This window comes from Burkholderia sp. BCC1998, assembly GCF_905339875.1.
Lineage (GTDB): Bacteria > Pseudomonadota > Gammaproteobacteria > Burkholderiales > Burkholderiaceae > Burkholderia.
On record NZ_CAJPHE010000003.1, the window covers coordinates 155,406 to 172,386 of the forward strand.

13 protein-coding genes, 1 tRNA gene and 1 pseudogene are annotated in these 16,981 nt (G+C 65.3%); 14 read left to right on the plus strand and 1 reads right to left on the minus strand.

The window, feature by feature from the left end; all coding sequences use genetic code 11:
• Positions 1-83: 83 nt before the first annotated feature.
• A pseudogene (locus U5A56_RS37125) lies at positions 84-321 on the minus strand (hypothetical protein); the annotation flags it as partial.
• Here U5A56_RS37125 and U5A56_RS06850 point away from each other — a divergent pair.
• From U5A56_RS06850 to U5A56_RS06915, 14 genes are all read left to right on the plus strand, one after another.
• Positions 304-1,557, plus strand: coding sequence for an aspartate kinase (locus tag U5A56_RS06850; RefSeq protein ID WP_040144529.1), 1,254 nt, complete (start codon positions 304-306; stop codon positions 1,555-1,557). The pseudogene U5A56_RS37125 and the gene U5A56_RS06850 sit on opposite strands and share 18 nt — an antisense overlap.
• Before the next feature lie 111 nt (positions 1,558-1,668).
• A tRNA-Ser gene (locus tag U5A56_RS06855) sits at positions 1,669-1,762 on the plus strand.
• A gap of 184 nt (positions 1,763-1,946) precedes the next feature.
• Complete coding sequence (locus U5A56_RS06860; RefSeq protein WP_321921540.1) at positions 1,947-3,320, plus strand: hypothetical protein; 1,374 nt, start codon at positions 1,947-1,949, stop codon at positions 3,318-3,320.
• A 449-nt stretch (positions 3,321-3,769) separates the two neighbouring features.
• Positions 3,770-5,299 (plus strand): complex I subunit 4 family protein, encoded by a 1,530-nt coding sequence (locus U5A56_RS06865; RefSeq protein WP_124488279.1) that lies wholly within the window; start codon positions 3,770-3,772, stop codon positions 5,297-5,299.
• A gap of 321 nt (positions 5,300-5,620) precedes the next feature.
• The gene (gene cyoA / locus U5A56_RS06870; protein ID WP_044847970.1) at positions 5,621-6,508 is read left to right on the plus strand and encodes a ubiquinol oxidase subunit II; all 888 of its coding nucleotides are present in this window, start codon (positions 5,621-5,623) and stop codon (positions 6,506-6,508) included.
• Positions 6,509-6,511: 3 nt separating this feature from the next.
• Positions 6,512-8,518 (plus strand): cytochrome o ubiquinol oxidase subunit I, encoded by a 2,007-nt coding sequence (cyoB, locus tag U5A56_RS06875; protein ID WP_321801176.1) that lies wholly within the window; start codon positions 6,512-6,514, stop codon positions 8,516-8,518.
• Positions 8,518-9,126 (plus strand): cytochrome o ubiquinol oxidase subunit III, encoded by a 609-nt coding sequence (gene cyoC / locus U5A56_RS06880; protein ID WP_044847968.1) that lies wholly within the window; start codon positions 8,518-8,520, stop codon positions 9,124-9,126. The genes cyoB and cyoC overlap by 1 nt, the downstream gene beginning before the upstream one ends.
• Positions 9,127-9,459, plus strand: coding sequence for a cytochrome o ubiquinol oxidase subunit IV (gene cyoD / locus U5A56_RS06885; RefSeq protein ID WP_011352504.1), 333 nt, complete (start codon positions 9,127-9,129; stop codon positions 9,457-9,459). It abuts the gene before it with no gap.
• Between the two features lie 324 nt (positions 9,460-9,783).
• The gene (locus U5A56_RS06890) at positions 9,784-10,140 is read left to right on the plus strand and encodes a hypothetical protein (protein WP_044848002.1); all 357 of its coding nucleotides are present in this window, start codon (positions 9,784-9,786) and stop codon (positions 10,138-10,140) included.
• Positions 10,141-10,354: 214 nt separating this feature from the next.
• Entirely contained in the window at positions 10,355-12,238 is a 1,884-nt protein-coding gene (locus U5A56_RS06895; RefSeq protein WP_321921543.1) for an extracellular solute-binding protein, read from the plus strand.
• Between the two features lie 52 nt (positions 12,239-12,290).
• Positions 12,291-13,334, plus strand: a complete 1,044-nt coding sequence (locus U5A56_RS06900) for a microcin C ABC transporter permease YejB (protein WP_321921545.1) — start codon at positions 12,291-12,293, stop codon at positions 13,332-13,334.
• A gap of 75 nt (positions 13,335-13,409) precedes the next feature.
• The gene (locus U5A56_RS06905) at positions 13,410-14,507 is read left to right on the plus strand and encodes an ABC transporter permease (protein ID WP_124488274.1); all 1,098 of its coding nucleotides are present in this window, start codon (positions 13,410-13,412) and stop codon (positions 14,505-14,507) included.
• Positions 14,504-16,126: a dipeptide ABC transporter ATP-binding protein gene (locus tag U5A56_RS06910; RefSeq protein ID WP_321921547.1), complete on the plus strand. Its 1,623-nt coding sequence runs from the start codon at positions 14,504-14,506 to the stop codon at positions 16,124-16,126. Before U5A56_RS06905 ends, U5A56_RS06910 begins: the two co-directional genes overlap by 4 nt.
• A gap of 128 nt (positions 16,127-16,254) precedes the next feature.
• On the plus strand, positions 16,255-16,929 hold the full coding sequence (locus U5A56_RS06915) for a C40 family peptidase (protein WP_044847963.1): 675 nt from the start codon (positions 16,255-16,257) through the stop codon (positions 16,927-16,929).
• Positions 16,930-16,981: the final 52 nt, after the last annotated feature.

Consider the following 16,981-nt stretch of genomic DNA (forward strand, 5'->3'; position numbering starts at 1 on the left):
TCACCATTTGGTAAACAGCGCCGGAACGCTTGCCGAACCGGCGAGCGGCTTGTCAAGCGGGCCTCTATCGGGTACGCTCGGTCGTTTGCTCGGCTCGATTTTTGAGCGATTTGTGCAGGTTTTCCGCGTGACGTACCCGGTTTGCGCGGCCTGATCGGCCTTCCGGGCAAAATCCGTCACGCTTGCGTGTTGCGTCCCAGCCGTCCCCCTCGTCGTCCGTCCACAGCCACAAGCCGCGTGACCGAACGGCAACGCGGCCTGCCCAGCGCGCCCGTGCGGCTTCTCCTCCAGTTCAGAACGACAATGGCACTCATCGTACACAAATACGGCGGCACTTCGATGGGCTCGGTCGAGCGCATCAAGAACGTCGCGAAACGCGTCGCAAAATGGCATCAGGCCGGGCACCAGATGGTGGTCGTGCCGTCCGCGATGTCCGGCGAAACCAACCGTCTGCTCGGTCTCGCGAAAGAGATTTCGAGCCAGCCGAGCCCGCGTGAGCTCGACATGATCGCGTCGACCGGCGAGCAGGTCAGCGTCGGCCTGCTGTCGATCGCGCTGCAGGAAATCGGCGTCGAGGCCGTGAGCTATGCCGGCTGGCAAGTGCCGATCAAGACGGACAGCGCGTTCACGAAGGCGCGCATCCACTCGATCGACGACGAGCGCGTGAAGGCCGATCTGAACGCCGGCAAGGTCGTGATCATCACGGGCTTCCAGGGCGTCGATCCGGACGGCCACATCACGACGCTGGGCCGCGGCGGCTCGGACACGTCGGCGGTGGCGGTCGCGGCTGCGCTGGATGCCGAAGAGTGCCTGATCTACACGGACGTCGACGGCGTCTACACGACCGACCCGCGCGTGGTCGAAGAGGCGCGACGCCTCGATCGCGTGACGTTCGAGGAAATGCTGGAAATGGCCAGCCTCGGCTCGAAGGTCCTGCAGATCCGCTCGGTCGAATTCGCCGGCAAATACCAGGTGAAGACGCGCGTGCTGTCGAGCCTGACCGATCCGCTGATTGCGCTCGACGAAGAAATGCGCTCGGGCACCCTGATTACTTTTGAAGAAGACGAGACCATGGAAAAGGCAGTCATTTCCGGCATCGCGTTCCAGCGCGACGAAGCACGCATTGCGGTGATGGGCGTGCCCGACAAGCCGGGCATCGCGTATCAGATCCTCGGCCCGGTCGCCGACGCGAACGTCGACGTCGACATGATCATCCAGAACCAGAGCGTCGAAGGGAAGACGGACTTCACGTTCACGGTCGGCCGCGGCGACTACCAGAAGGCGATGGACATCCTCACCAACCAGGTGCAGGGCCATGTGAGCGCCGAGCGCGTGCAGGGCGACCCGAAGGTGTCGAAGGTGTCGGTCGTCGGCGTCGGCATGCGTTCGCACGTGGGCGTCGCGAGCAAGATGTTCCGCACGCTGTCGGAAGAAGGCATCAACATCCAGATGATCTCGACGTCCGAAATCAAGATTTCGGTGCTGATCGACGAGAAATACATGGAGCTGGCCGTCCGCGCGCTGCACAAGGCATTCGAACTCGACCAGGCCGCGTGAATTTTTTCGTGATGCATTGAAGAAAATGCATCACGGAAATTGACGCACGGTTCGAAACCCTATATTATCTCGTTCTCGTCGCACTGCCTCCCTGGTGCGAGCGAAAGTTTGGGAGACGTGGCCGAGAGGTCGAAGGCACTCCCCTGCTAAGGGAGCATCTGGGCCAAAACCTGGATCGAGGGTTCGAATCCCTCCGTCTCCGCCAAAAGCGGTGACAAAGCCCCGCAAGTTCTCGGACTTGCGGGGCTTTTTCTTTTCCGGCGTCGTTTCCGCACGCGCCGCCGGCGCCACGCTTCGTCCGGACAGCCAATCAATGCTCGACTCGGGCGGCGCTCATGCGCTAAATAGGCGTATCGCCTCGCGCGGCTCAATCGGGAGTTCCGGCACGCATGCATTCCGTACTGACCATCCTTTCGCACCGTCCCGTCGACGGGCTCGTCGACAATCACGAACGTTACGCGCGGGCCCACGGCTACCGGCACACGATCGTCGACGGCACGCACGTGTACGGCGAGCGCCAGCAGGTGCTGCACAAGTACCACGCGATCATCGCGCAGCTCGTCGCGATGGAGCAGGGCGCGTTGCTGCTCGTGCTCGATCCGTTCTCGGTCGTGTTCGGCCAGCATGCGTTGCCGGCCGTCGCGGACGGTTATGACGCGATCGTCACGACGCAGACCTCGAAGTCGTCGTTGCCCGCCGCGAGCGGCATGATCTTTCGCAACGTGCCCGACGTGCGCGAGTGCTTGCGCAAGCTGGTGGTCGAGCTCGGCAAGTGGGCGATGCGCTTGCCCGAGCGGCAACACGCATGCGAGGCGACGCTGCTTGCCGAGCACTTCCCGCCGCTGCCGTTCGATCAGCCGCTCGCGACCGGCCATTTCGCGTCGGCCCAGACGGTATGGCGCGACGGGCTAGCGATCGACGCGGTCGTCGGCGCGCATCCGCTCGTGGCGCACCAGGCGCCCGAATGGCAGCAGATCGATGGCGTATGGGCGCCGACGCCCGACTACGACTTTCGCTACGTGCTCGCGCTCGTCGACGACGCGGCGCGTGTCCAGCGGGGCGAGCAGCCGAGCGCGATGGACGACTGGCGCACCGCGCAGGAACGGCCGCGCGAGCCGGTGCGGCACCTGAACCCGCATGCAGGCATTGCGTTCGTGAGCCTGCACACGTCGCACATCGCCGGTTACGGCGATCTTCACGAAGAGAACTTCGTTCGCTACTGCACGCGACACGGCTATGCGTACCACGCGTATCGCGAACCGCCCGCGTTCCTGCCGGCCGGCGTCGATGCGAACTGGGCGAAGCTGCACCTGATTCGCGAACATCTGCCAGATCACGCGTTCGTGTTCTGGGTCGACGCCGACATCCTCGCGATCGACCAGCGCCAGACGGTCGACGGCGTGATCGACGGCCGCGATTTCGTGATCGGCACCGACCACACGGCCTGGGCGATCAACTCGTGCATGATCGGCGTGCGTAACGTCGCGCCGATGCGCGAACTGGTCGAACGCATATGCGTGCGCATCGAGCGCATCGGCGATCGGTCGTCGGTCTATGCGAGCGGCGGCGACCAGCAGGCGATCTATGTCGAACTGCTGGAGGCGGGCATGATCGACGCGCGCTACATCGTCGATGCGATGTCGCTCGCGTCATCGCCGGTCTATGCGACGCGCGACAGCCGCTTCGTCCATTTCCCCGCGCAACACAACCACTATCGCGCGGTGACGATGCGCGTATGGGACAGGCTGAGCCATCAACGCTGACGGAATGTGCCGCGATTTCCGGTGTTCCGGATCGCGGCGATCGGCGGTCGGTGAAATAAAAATGAAAGTATTCGTGTAAGGTTTGAATCGCTCTCATTCATCCTTCCCCGCATTCCGCGCTTGCGCCCGAAGAATCGGTCTTCCGGCCAAAAATGCGGCATCGCACCGATTCGTGCGATCGGCGCCGCATCACAATACGAAAAATTACGCATAAAAATCAGCGATCTATCCGGGCGTCGTGAAAAGCTCCTCTGCTGCGATGCAAAAAATAATCATTCGCCTTATGCTGGTTAACCCGATTGCGCTTGAGCGGCGTCAAGCTTTGCCCTGATTCCGCTTTACATTTTGCCAACATTGGCGGTCCGCGAAATCTATCTGTCGATTTGATTTCGTTTCCTTCGTCACGCCTGTTTCCGATGCAGCGCGCGACCCTCTCAAGGCCTGTTGACATGCATGATTTCCCCTTTCTGAGCCTGGCGATCTGGGTTCCGATCCTGTTCGGCGCGTGCCTGCTGCGCGCCGGTTCCGACCGTCATCCGCATCGCACGAGGCTGATCGCGCTGGTCGGCGCACTCGCGGGGCTGGCCGCTGTCGTGCCGCTCGTCACCGGTTTCGATTCGCACTCGGCCGCGATGCAGTTCGCCGAAACCCGCAACTGGCTGGCGGCCTTCAACGCCGGCTGGCGCGTCGGGATCGACGGCGCGTCGCTGTGGCTTGTCGTGCTGACCGCCTTCACGACGCTCGTCGTCGTGATCGCGTCGTGGGAGGCGGTGACGGTGCGCGTCGCGCAGTACTACGCGTCGTTCCTGATCCTGTCGGGGCTGATGGTCGGCGTGTTCGTCGCGCAGGACGGGCTGCTGTTCTTCATCTTCTTCGAGGCGACGCTGATTCCGCTGTACCTGCTGATCGGTACGTGGGGCAGGGAGCATCGCGTCTACGCGGCCGTGAAGTTCTTCTTCATCTCGTTCGCGGGTTCGCTGCTGCTGCTGATGGCGATGCTGTACCTGTACGCGAAGTCGCATACGTTCGACATGAACGCATGGCGCACGCTGCAGCTCGGCTTCGCGCCGCAGCTGCTGGTGTTCCTCGGTTTCTTCGCCGCGTTCGCGGTCAAGGTGCCGATGTGGCCGGTTCATACGTGGCTGCGCGACGTCTACACGGACGGCCCGACGGGTGCCGCGCTGATGCTCGCGATGCTCAAGCTCGGCGGCTACGGCTTCCTGCGCTTCGCGCTGCCGATCACGCCGGACGCGAGCCACTTCTTCGCGCCGGCCGTGATCGCGCTGTCGCTGTTCGCGATCGTCTACGCGAGCCTGATCGCGCTCGCGCAGACCGATCTCGGCAAGCTGCTCGCGTATTCGACGGTCGCGCACATGGGGATCGTCACGCTCGGGCTGTTCCTGTTCAACCAGATCGGCGTCGAAGGCGCGATCGTGCAGCTCGTGTCGTACGGCTTCGTCGCGGGCGCGATGCTGCTGTGCGTGAGCGTGCTGGTCGATCGCACGAAGCAGCGCGAGATCGCCGCGTACGGCGGCGTGGCGGGCGTGATGCCGCGCTTCGCGACGTTCGCGCTGCTGTTCGCGATGGCCAACGTCGGCCTGCCGGGCACGTCGGGTTTCGTCGGCGAGTTCATGGTCATCATGGGCGCGATCCGCGTCAACTTCTGGATCGGCGCGATCGCGGCGCTCACGCTGATCCTCAGCGCGTCGTACACGCTGTGGATGGTGAAGCGCGTCGTGTTCGGCAAGATCGCGGGTCCGCGTATCGCGAAGCTCGCCGACCTGAGCCGCCGCGAGATCGTGATGTTCGCGTCGCTTGCGCTAATCGTGCTGATGGTGGGCGTCGATCCGAAGCCGTTCACCGACGCGATCGATCCGACCGTCGCACGGCTGATCGAGGAAGCGAGCCGTTCGAAGCTGCCGGCCGGGGACGGCGGCGCACCGGCGCAGCCGGCGTACATGGCCGCGGCGCACGGCTGAGCGCGTGACGCCGCGCACGATGTCCGCATCGCGTGCCGATGCGGACATCGTTGCGCGCGCATTCATCGGGGCAGGGCGGACACGAGCCCGCGCCTTCCGCCGATTTCGGCCGTCTCAAGGCCCTCGGCGTGAGGCCCGCGGCCGCCTCCCGGCTGCGTGAAATTGCCCCGCGACAATCTGTCTCACTGCGGATTTTGCAATGATGATTTGTCGCACCCACCGGTTTTTCGCCGCGCCCGCGCGACGTATGATTCGGCCACTTTCGTGGATCGAATGCGCATCGGGCAAACGCAACGGATTCAATGACCCTCGGGCTGTGTGATGAAAAGAAGAGCTTCAAAAGGCTGGACGGCGCTGATATCGATCGGCGCGGCGCTGAGCCTGTCAGGCTGTAATTTAGATGTACTAAATCCGAAAGGAAGCGTCGGGGCCGCCGAAAAGGCGCTGATCGCGACCTCGACATGGGCGATGCTGATCGTCGTCGTGCCGGTGATCCTGCTCACGCTGTGGTTCGCGTGGCGTTACCGCGCATCGAACCGCAACGCCGCCTATGCGCCGAACTGGTCGCACTCGACCGCGATCGAGGTCGTGATCTGGACGGTGCCGACGCTGATCATCCTGTTCCTCGGCGTGCTCACGTGGAAAACCACGCACGAGCTCGATCCGTACAAGCCGCTCGAGTCGTCGGTGAAGCCGATCGACGTCGAGGTCGTCGCGCTCGACTGGAAGTGGCTGTTCATCTATCCGGAACTCGGCATCGCGTCGGTGAACCAGCTCGCGATTCCGGTCGGCACGCCGGTGAATTTCCGCATCACGTCGGATTCGGTGATGAACTCGTTCTTCATTCCGCAGCTCGGCGGCCAGGTCTACGCGATGGCCGGCATGCAGACGCGCCTGCACCTGATCGCCGACGAAGCCGGCGACTACGCGGGCACGTCCGCCAACTTCAGCGGCCGCGGCTTCTCCGACATGAAGTTCCGCACGCTCGCCGAGCCGCGCGAACAGTTCGACGCGTGGGTGCAGAAGGTCAAGGCGTCGCCCGACCGGCTCGACGCGACGGTGTACGGCACCGTCGCGCAGCCGAGCGAGAAGGCGCCCGTGCGCTACTTCTCGTCGGTCGATCCGCGGCTCTTCCACAACATCATCGCGAAATACAACGATGGCCACGTCCTCGATCTGAAGGACGCCGCCTGCGGCACGAAGGGGTAACGCATGTTCGGCAAACTCACACTGGCGGCGATCCCGTTCGATCAGCCCATCATCATGGTGGCAGGCGCCTTCATGGGGCTGGTCGTGCTGGGCATTCTCGCCGCACTGACGATCACCGGCCGCTGGAAGTGGCTGTGGACGGAATGGCTGACGACGGTCGACCACAAGAAACTCGGCGTGATGTACATCATCGTCGCGCTGATCATGCTGCTGCGCGGCTTCGCCGACGCGATCATGATGCGCATGCAGCTCGCGCTCGCGTACAACGCGCCCGGCTACCTGCCGCCGCACCACTATGACCAGATCTTCACGGCACACGGCGTGATCATGATCTTCTTCATGGCGATGGTGTTCATGGTCGGCCTGATGAACCTCGTCGTGCCGCTGCAGATCGGCGCGCGCGACGTCGCGTTCCCGTTCATCAACTCGCTGTCGTTCTGGATGACGGCGGTCAGCGCGATCCTGATCAACATCTCGCTCGTGATCGGCGAGTTCGCGCAGACGGGCTGGCTCGCGTATCCGCCGCTGTCGGAGCTGCAGTTCAGCCCGGGGGTAGGGGTCGACTATTACCTGTGGGCGCTGCAGATTTCGGGTGTCGGCACGCTGCTGACCGGCGTGAACTTCTTCGTGACGATCATCAAGATGCGCGCGCCGGGCATGACGCTGATGAAGATGCCGGTGTTCACGTGGACGGCCCTCTGCACGAACGTGCTGATCATGGCGTCGTTCCCGATCCTGACCGCGACGCTCGCACTGCTCGGCCTCGACCGCTACCTCGGCATGCACTTCTTCACGAACGAAGCCGGCGGCAACGCGATGCTGTACCTGAACCTGATCTGGGCGTGGGGCCATCCGGAGGTGTACATCCTGATCCTGCCGGCGTTCGGCATCTTCTCGGAAGTCATCGCGACGTTCTCGAAGAAGCCGTTGTTCGGCTACAAGACGATGGTGTACGCGACCTGCGCGATCATGGTGCTGTCGTTCCTCGTGTGGCTGCATCACTTCTTCACGATGGGCTCCGGTGCGAACGTGAACGCGTTCTTCGGCATCATGACGATGATCATCGCGATCCCGACCGGCGTGAAGGTGTTCAACTGGCTGTTTACGATGTACCGCGGCCGGATCGAATTCACGACGCCGGTGCTGTGGACGATCGGCTTCATGGTCACGTTCACGCTCGGCGGCATGACCGGCGTGATGATGGCGATCCCGGGCGCGGACTTCGTGCTGCACAACAGCCTGTTCCTGATCGCGCACTTCCACAACGTGATCATCGGCGGCGTGCTGTTCGGCTATCTCGCGGGCTTCAACTACTGGTTCCCGAAGGCGTTCGGCTTCAAGCTGAACGAGAAGCTCGGCAAGGCCGCGTTCTGGTTCTGGCAGGTCGGCTTCTACGTCGCGTTCGTGCCGCTCTACGTGCTCGGCTTCATGGGCATGACGCGGCGCCTGAACCACTACGACAATCCGGCGTGGCATCCGTGGCTGCTGGTCGCCGCGTTCGGCGCCGTGCTGATCGCGATCGGCATCGCGTGCCAGCTGCTGCAACTGGTGGTCAGCATCCGCAACCGCAACCTGCCGGCATATCGCGACACCACGGGCGACCCGTGGGGCGGCCGCACGCTGGAATGGGCGACCTCGTCGCCGCCGGCCGAGTACAACTTCGCGGTGATCCCGCAGGTGCGCACGCTCGACGCGTACGCCGACATGAAGGCACGCGGCGACGGCCGGCCGAACCCGGCGGCGATCCGCGACATCCACATGCCGTCGAATACGTGCGCGGGTCTCGTGGTCGCGGTCTTCAGCCTGGTGCTGGGCTTCGCGCTGGTGTGGCACATCTGGTGGATGGCGATCGGCGGCCTGGTCGGCATCGTCGCGACGCTCGTGGTCTACAGCTCGCGTGACAACGACGGCTACTACATCCCGGCGTCGAAGGTGCGCAGGATCGAAGAGAAGCAACCGGCGGCGCGCGTGGCCACGCGTGTCGACGACGTGGAACTGGAGACCAACTGATGTTGCAGAAAACCCTGAGCGCAACCCTGCTCGAGCACGACGACCATCCGCCGTCGCACTCGGTGTTCGGCTTCTGGCTGTACCTGATGACCGACTGCGTGATCTTCGCGGCGCTGTTCGCGACGTTCGCGGTGCTCGGCAACCAGTACGCGGGCGGTCCGACCGCGAAGGACCTGTTCGACATTCCGGGCGTCGCGGTGGAAACCGCCGCGCTGCTGCTGTCGAGCATCACCTACGGCTTCGCGATGCTGGCCGCCTACAAGCAGCGGCGCGGCGCGCTGCTCGCGTGGCTCGCGGTGACGTTCGTGCTCGGCGCGGCGTTCCTCGCGATGGAGCTGCGCGAGTTCTCGCACCTGATCGCGGAAGGCGCGGGCCCGCAGCGCAGCGCGTTCCTGTCGGCGTTCTTCACGCTGGTCGGCACGCACGGGCTGCACGTGACGGCCGGCCTCGTGTGGATGATCGTGCTCGCCGGGCAGATCGTGCTGCGCGGCGGCGACCTGACCGATCGCGACCTGCGGCGTCTGACGTGCCTGAGCCTCTTCTGGCACTTCCTCGACATCGTGTGGATCTGCGTGTTTTCCTTTGTCTATCTCGCGAGCGTGATCTAAATGGCCCATTCGCATTCGTCGCAACTCGAAGAAGGGCACGGCAGCGTCGGCGGCTATGTCGCCGGTTTCATCCTGTCGGTGCTGCTCACGGCCGCGTCGTTCGGCCTCGTGATGGGCGGCGTGCTGTCGCCGCACGCATCGCTGATCGCGCTCGCCGTGCTCGCATTCGTGCAGATCGTCGTGCACCTCGTGTACTTCCTGCACATGAACGGTTCGTCCGGCCAACGCTGGAACGTGATGGCGTTCAGCTACACCGTGCTGACGGCGGCGATCCTGATCGTCGGCACGCTGTGGGTGATGCACAACGTCAGCATGAACATGATGTCGCGCTGAGCCCGTGAGCGGCTGAGCGGCATCGCGGCGCAGCGGACGATCTCCATGCGCATTCATGCATCAAAGGCGGCACGCGAGTGCCGCCTTTGTCATTATGGCCGCGCGGTGTGCGTGGGCGTCGCTCGACGCCGGACGCGGGCAAGGATGAAAGATGTTTCAGGAAACGGCGGAACGGACGTCGCGGCAGCGCGTCAATTGTTACAAGACGTTAGCGGACGCTTCCACGTGCGATGCAGCGCATCAGTTCTTACAAACTTGAAATATGCGCAGACTGTGCGTGCCGTTATAGTCGAATCACACATGAAACAACTCGAAGAGGAATCCATGAAGACTTTGCGTATTGCCTCGCTCTTGACCGGTATGACGGCCTTGCTCGTGTCGGGCGCAGCAATGGCGGGAGTCAATGTCGGGATCAACGTCGGCGTGCCGGCTCCGGTCTACGTCGCACCCGCGCCCGTGTATGCGCCGCCGCCTCCGCCGGTCGTCTACCAGCCGGCGCCCGTGTATGCGCCGGCGCCCGTCTACGCGCCGGCCCCGGCGATCGTGATCGGCTGGCACGGCGATCGCTACTGGGACGGCCGCCGCTACTGGGGCCGCGACGAGTGGTATCGCCATCATGGCCGCGGCTGGCACGGCGATCGCGGTCACTGGGACAACGGCCGTCACAACGGCTGGCGCTGATCGATCTGCGGCGCACGCGCGATGCGTGCGCGCCTCGAAGGAAAACCGCCCGTGTGAACTGAACACCGGGCGGTTTTTCTTTGCCGGTGCGAGTCGCACGCGGCAGCCGCAACGCGCCGGTGCCGTGCGCGAAAACCCGCAAGTTGGCTCGACGTCGAATTGAATGGGTAGAATCGACCCACGTTCCATCCCTCAATCGACCGACAGGGCCTCTATGACGAAGGGTTCGCCCCGGACCGCCGCCACCCGCATCCGCTTCGGCGCCGCGCATGCGGTACGGGCCGCCGGCCGCACGGCGGCAGCATGGGCACTACAGGCGGTACTGGCTGCAACCGCCGCGCACGCGGCCTATGCGATCGCGCAATACGGCGAGCCGAAATATCCGCCGGGCTTCAGGCATTTCGACTACGTGAACCCCGACGCGCCGAAGGGCGGCACGCTCGTGCTCGCGAACCCGAGCCGGCTCACCTCGTTCGACAAGTTCAATCCGTTCACGATGCGCGGCAACCCCGCACCGGGCATCGATCTGCTGTTCGAGAGCCTCGCGACCGGCAGCATGGACGAACCGGCATCCGCCTACGGGCTGCTCGCCGACGACATCGCGATCGCGCCGGACCGCCGCTCGGTCACGTTTCACCTGAACCCGCGCGCGCGCTTTTCGAACGGCGATCCGGTCACGGCCGACGACGTCAGGTTTTCGTTCGACACGCTGAAGAGCAAGCAGGCCGCACCGCAGTTCGGCGCGTATTTCGCCGAGATCGCGAAGGCGGTGGTGGTCGATCCCGCGACCGTGCGTTTCGAGTTCCGCAGCACGAACCGCGAGCTGCCGCTGATCGCCGGCGGCGTGCCGGTGTTCTCGCGCAAGTGGGGGCTGCGCGCGGACGGTTCGCGGATTCCGTTCGACCAGCTCGGGTTCGAGCAGCCGATCGGCAGCGGCCCGTACCTGATCGAGCGCTACGACAACGGCCGCACGATTACCTATCGGCGCAATCCCGCGTACTGGGGCGCCGACCTGCCGGTGCGGGTCGGCACCGACAACTTCGAGCGGATCGTCTACAAGCTCTACGGCGACGGCGTCGCGCGGCTCGAGGCGTTCAAGGCCGGCGAGTACGACGTGCTGGTCGAATACATCGCGCGCAACTGGACGCGGCGCGACGTCGGCAAGCGCTTCGACAGCGGCGAGCTCGTCAAGCGCGAGTTCCGCCAGCACAACGGCGCGGGCATGCAGGGCTTCTTCATGAACCTGCGCCGGCCGCTGTTTCGCGACGTGCGCGTGCGCCAGGCGCTCGATCTCGCGTTCGACTTCGAATGGCTGAACCGCCAGTTGTTCTATAGCGCGTACACGCGCCTCGACAGCTATTTCGCCGATACCGACCTGCAGGCGACCGGTACGCCGGGCCCGGGCGAACTGAAGCTGCTGGAGCCGTTGCGCACGCAACTCGACCCGGCCGTGTTCGGCCCGATGGTCGCGCAGCCGAACACGAACCCGCCGGGCTCGCTGCGCGCGAACCTGCTGAAGGCGCGCGCGCTGCTCGCGCAGGCCGGCTGGACCTACCGCGACGGCGCGTTGCGCAACGCGCAGGGCGAGCCGTTCACGTTCGAGATCCTCGACGATTCGGGCGCGGCGATGGAAGGCGTCGTGACCGCCTACCAGCGCAATCTCGCGAAGCTCGGCATCGACGCGCGTTTTCGCACGGCCGATTACGCGCTGCTGCAGAAGCGCCTCGACGCGTTCGACTACGACATGACGACGGTTCGCCTGCCGGGTGTGCAGGTGCCGGGCGCCGAGCAGTTCTCGCGCTACGGCAGCAAGTTCGCGGACGAGCCGGGCTCCGACAACATCATCGGCCTGAAGTCGCCGGCCGTCGACGCGCTGCTGCATGCGCTCGGCGCCGCGCAGACGCGCGAGGACCTGCTCGACGCGACGCATGCGCTCGACCGCGTGCTGATGCACGGCTATTACGCGGTTCCGCAGTGGTACAGCACCACGCACCGGATTGCATACAAGCGCACGCTCGGCTATCCGCAAACGCTGCCGCTGTACTATTCGGCCGAGGGCTGGGTCGTATCGACCTGGTGGGCCAAGCCCGATCACTGAAGCCTGCCGGCCCTTCGTTCAACCCAGCCTATCGATCGCGAGTCGACGCCCTATGTGGAGCTACATCCTCAAACGCCTGCTGCTGATGATCCCGACGCTCGTCGGCGTGCTCACGCTCACGTTCGCGGTGATCCAGTTCGTGCCGGGCGGCCCGGTCGAACAGGCCGTGCAGGAACTGCGCAAGGGCGCGACGGAGCAGGGCGCGGCGCCGTTCGGAATGCGCGCGCACACCGGCGTCGACGCGCAGCAGCTCGCGCAGCTCAAGGCGCTGTACGGCTTCGACAAGCCGCCGCTCGAGCGTTACTGGCTGATGCTGAAGCGTTTCGCGCGCTTCGATCTCGGCGACAGCTACTTCCGCCACCAGAGCGTGTGGTCGCTGGTCGTGCAGAAGCTGCCGGTGTCGATCAGCATCGGGCTGTGGACGTTCTTCGTCACCTACCTGATCGCCGTGCCGCTCGGCATCGCGAAGGCCGTGCGCAACGGCTCGCCGTTCGATGTCGCGACGAGCCTCGTCGTGCTGGTCGGCTATGCGATTCCGGGCTTCGTGCTCGGCGTGCTGCTGCTCGTGCTGTTCGGCGGCGGCTCGTTCTGGCAGCTGTTCCCGCTGCGCGGGCTCACGTCGGACAACTTCGCCCAGCTGTCGCTCGCCGGCAAGGTGCTCGATTATCTGTGGCACATCGCGCTGCCGATCACGGCGTCGGTCGTCGGCAGCTTCGCGGTCATCACGATGCTCACGAAGAACGCGTTCCTCGACGAAATCCGCAAGCAGTACGTGCTGACCGCGCGCGCGAAAGGGCTCGCCGAGCGCACCGTGCTGTGGAAGCACGTGTTCCGCAACGCGATGCTGCCGCTGATCGTCGGGTTTCCGGCCGCGTTCATCGGCGCGTTCTTCACGGGCAGCCTGCTGATCGAGACGCTGTTCTCGCTCGACGGCCTCGGGCTGCTGTCGTACGAGTCGGTCGTGCGGCGCGACTATCCGGTCGTGCTCGGCACGCTGTACCTGTTCACGCTGATCGGGCTCGCGACCAAGCTGATCTCGGACCTCTGCTATGTGTGGGTCGACCCGCGCATTCAATTCGACAACCTGGAGCGCTGACATGAAACCGTCTGCCAGCACGCCGCTCGCCGGCGCGCCCGTCCGCCTGCCCGCGCTCGCCGGGCGAGGTGCGCGATGAACCGGGCCGTCGTGTCGTCCCGCATCGACGCGGCCCGTGCGCGCGTGTCGCCGTCGCCCGCGCGCCGCGTCTGGCAGCGCTTTCGCCAGCAGCGCCTCGGCTACTGGAGCTTCGTGATCTTCGTCGTCGCGTTCGCCGCGAGCCTCGCGGCGCCGCTGTGGTCGAACGACAAGCCGCTCGTCGTGCGCTACGACGGCCAGACCTATTTCCCGATGTTCCATGCGTATCCGGAGACGACCTTCGGCGGCGACTTCCCGACGCCGGCCGACTATCTCGATCCGTACGTCCGCAAGCGGCTCGAGGCGCCGGGCAACTTCGTCGTGTATCCGCCGAACCGCTATTACTACGACACGCTGAACTATTTCTCGAGCGTGCCGAACCCGGCGCCGCCGTCGCGTGCGAACTGGCTCGGCACCGACGCGCAGGGGCGCGACCTGCTCGCGCGGCTCGTGTACGGGTTCCGCGTGTCGGTCGAGTTCGGGCTGGTCCTGACCGCGATCGGCACGCTGCTCGGGATCGCCGCGGGCGCCGTGCAGGGCTTCTTCGGCGGGCGCATCGACATCGTCGGGCAGCGGCTGATCGAGATCTGGAGTTCGCTGCCCGAGCTGTACCTGCTGATCATCTTCGCGTCGATCTTCGAGCCGAGCTTCCTGCTGCTGATCGTGCTGCTGTCGCTGTTCGGCTGGATCGGCCTGGCCGACTACGTGCGTGCCGAGTTCCTGCGCAACCGCACGCAGGACTACGTGCGCGCGGCCCGCGCGATGGGGCTCACGAACTGGCAGATCATCTGGCGCCACGTGCTGCCGAACAGCATGACGCCCGTGATCACGTTCCTGCCGTTCCGGATGAGCGGCGCGATCCTCGCGCTCACGAGCCTCGACTTCCTCGGGCTCGGCGTGCCGCCGCCCACGCCGAGCCTCGGCGAGCTGCTCGCGCAGGGCAAGGGCAACCTCGATGCGTGGTGGATCTCGCTGTCGACGTTCGGCGTGCTGGTCGCAACGCTGCTGCTGCTGACCTTCATGGGCGACGCGCTGCGCAACGCGCTCGACACGCGGATCGCCGATTCGGTGCGCGCGGCAGGAGGCCAGCGATGAGCGACACGGCCGTATCGAACGCGGGCGAGCCGCTGCTGTCGCTCGAGCATCTGCAGGTGCGCTTCGGCGACACGGTGGCCGTCGACGACGTGACGCTCGCGATCGGCCGCGGCGAGCGCGTCGCGCTCGTCGGCGAGTCGGGATCGGGCAAGAGCGTGACCGCGCTGTCGATCCTGCGGCTGCTGCGCGACGCCGACGTGAGCGGCACGATCCGCTTCGCCGGGCATGACCTCGCCGGCAAGAGCGAACGCGAGATGCGCGGGCTGCGCGGCTCGGACATCGCGATGATCTTCCAGGAGCCGATGACGGCGCTCAACCCGCTGTACACGATCGGGACGCAGATCGGCGAGACGATCGTGCTGCACGACGGCGTGACGGCGGTGGAGGCGCGCAAGCGCGCGATCGCGCTGCTTGCGCGTACCGGCATCGCGGAGCCGGAGCGGCGCGTCGACAGTTACCCGCACCAGTTGTCGGGCGGCCAGCGGCAGCGCGCGATGATCGCGATGGCGCTCGCCTGCCGGCCGCGCCTCCTGCTCGCGGACGAACCGACCACGGCGCTCGACGTGACGATCCGCGCGCAGATCGTCGACCTGCTGCTCGAGCTGCAGCGCGAGGAGGCGGAAAAGCGCGGGATGGCGATCCTGCTGATCACGCACGACCTGAACCTCGTACGGCACTTCGCCGAGCGGGTCGCGGTGATGGAGCGCGGCAAGCTGGTCGAAAGCGGGCCGGTCGAGCGGATCTTCGCGGAGCCGGAGCATCCGTATACGCAGCGGCTGCTGAACAGCCGGCCGCAGCGCGCGGTCGCGCCGGTGATGCCGATCGCGCCCGTCGTGCTCGATGCGCGCCACGTCAGCGTGCAGTTCGCGCGCAAGCGGCCGGGCTTCGCAGGCTGGTTCGGCACGACGCCCGTGACGGCGGTCGCGGACGTGTCCGTGTCGGTGCGGCAGGGCGAGACGCTCGGGATCGTCGGCGAATCCGGCTCCGGGAAGTCGACGCTCGCGATGGCGCTGCTCGGGCTGCAAAGGACGGCCCACGGCGAGATCGAATTCCAGGGGCGCGCGCTGTCGACCTATCGCGGCCGCGAACAGACCGCGCTGCGCTCGAACATGCAGGTCGTCTTTCAGGATCCCTTCAGTTCACTGTCGCCGCGTCACACGATCGAGCGGATCGTCGGCGAGGGGCTGGAACTGCATCGCCCGGAACTCACGCCGGACGCGCGCCGCGCGAAGTCGCTGGCCGTGCTGCGCGAAGTCGGCCTCGACCGCACGGTGCTGCATCGCTATCCGCACGAATTCTCGGGCGGGCAGCGCCAGCGGATCGCGATCGCGCGCGCGCTCGTGCTGGAGCCGCGCATCCTGATCCTCGACGAACCGACGTCCGCGCTCGACGTGTCGATCCAGCAGCAGGTGCTGAAGCTGCTCGCGAATTTGCAACAGAAATACAACCTCGGCTATGTATTCATCAGCCACGACCTGGAGGTGATCGGCGCGATGGCGCACCGGGTCGCGGTGATGCAGGGCGGGGCGATCGTCGAGTCCGGCGACGTGGCCGATATCTTCACGAAACCTTCACATCCTTACACACAAAAGCTGTTGAAAGCGGTCTGGAAAGCGTGATAGGCGTCCAATGGTCTGACTATCTCGATTGTATTTTTTAATTTGTTTTGACAAACGATTACGCGCTGGCTAGTATCGACCGAAATTTTCCGCCAATCAGCTGATTTTTAAGCACATTCCATCGACCAATGCAGCATCGATCCCTGACCCAGGCATGCGCGCGCACCCTCGCCGGGCTGTTCATCGGCGCCCTGTTCGCAGCAGCTCCCGGCGCGTTCGCCGACGAAGTCAGCAGTTTTAACCAGAATGTCACGAATTCGACTCAAATCGGGTCGAGCTCCTCCCCCCAGCAGACCAATGCCCAGTCGTCGAGCGGCGGCGCGAAGTCGTTTCTTGCCGGCATGGCGGGCAAGGCAGGCGACGTCGTCGTCGGTGCGCTGAACATGATCGGCGTGCGTTACCGCTGGGGCGGCAACTCGCCGGATTCCGGCCTCGACTGCAGCGGCTTCGTGCGCTACGTGTTCCAGGACACGCTCGGCATGTCGCTGCCGCGTCGCGCCGAAGAGATGAGCCGCGTCGGCGAGAAGGTCAGCATGAGCAACCTGAAGCCGGGCGACCTCGTGTTCTTCAACACCATGCGCCGTACGTTCTCGCACGTCGGCATCTATATCGGCGACAACAAGTTCGTGCATTCGCCGTCGACGGGCAGCACGATTCGCGTCGACGATCTCGACAGCGGCTACTGGGAAAAGCGTTTCACCGGTGCGCGCCGGCTCGAGTCGGAGTTCCCGATGAAGGCCGACGACCTGCGCCAGCGCGTGCGTGCCACGATCGGCGACGACGCGGCGAACGGCAGCAACTGACCGACGCTCGCCGGCGAACCGCCGGATCCAAAAAACCCTGTCACCGGAAGGC

Coding starts and splice junctions, on each gene's coding strand:
- U5A56_RS06910 (WP_321921547.1), top strand. CDS start 14,504: ATGAGCGACACGGCCGTATCGAACGCGGGCGAGCCGCTGCTGTCGCTC.
- U5A56_RS06890 (WP_044848002.1), top strand. CDS start 9,784: ATGAAGACTTTGCGTATTGCCTCGCTCTTGACCGGTATGACGGCCTTG.
- U5A56_RS06905 (WP_124488274.1), top strand. CDS start 13,410: ATGAACCGGGCCGTCGTGTCGTCCCGCATCGACGCGGCCCGTGCGCGC.
- U5A56_RS06865 (WP_124488279.1), top strand. CDS start 3,770: ATGCATGATTTCCCCTTTCTGAGCCTGGCGATCTGGGTTCCGATCCTG.
- U5A56_RS06850 (WP_040144529.1), top strand. CDS start 304: ATGGCACTCATCGTACACAAATACGGCGGCACTTCGATGGGCTCGGTC.
- U5A56_RS06860 (WP_321921540.1), top strand. CDS start 1,947: ATGCATTCCGTACTGACCATCCTTTCGCACCGTCCCGTCGACGGGCTC.
- U5A56_RS06915 (WP_044847963.1), top strand. CDS start 16,255: ATGCAGCATCGATCCCTGACCCAGGCATGCGCGCGCACCCTCGCCGGG.
- cyoB (WP_321801176.1), top strand. CDS start 6,512: ATGTTCGGCAAACTCACACTGGCGGCGATCCCGTTCGATCAGCCCATC.
- cyoA (WP_044847970.1), top strand. CDS start 5,621: ATGAAAAGAAGAGCTTCAAAAGGCTGGACGGCGCTGATATCGATCGGC.
- cyoC (WP_044847968.1), top strand. CDS start 8,518: ATGTTGCAGAAAACCCTGAGCGCAACCCTGCTCGAGCACGACGACCAT.
- U5A56_RS06900 (WP_321921545.1), top strand. CDS start 12,291: ATGTGGAGCTACATCCTCAAACGCCTGCTGCTGATGATCCCGACGCTC.
- cyoD (WP_011352504.1), top strand. CDS start 9,127: ATGGCCCATTCGCATTCGTCGCAACTCGAAGAAGGGCACGGCAGCGTC.
- U5A56_RS06895 (WP_321921543.1), top strand. CDS start 10,355: ATGACGAAGGGTTCGCCCCGGACCGCCGCCACCCGCATCCGCTTCGGC.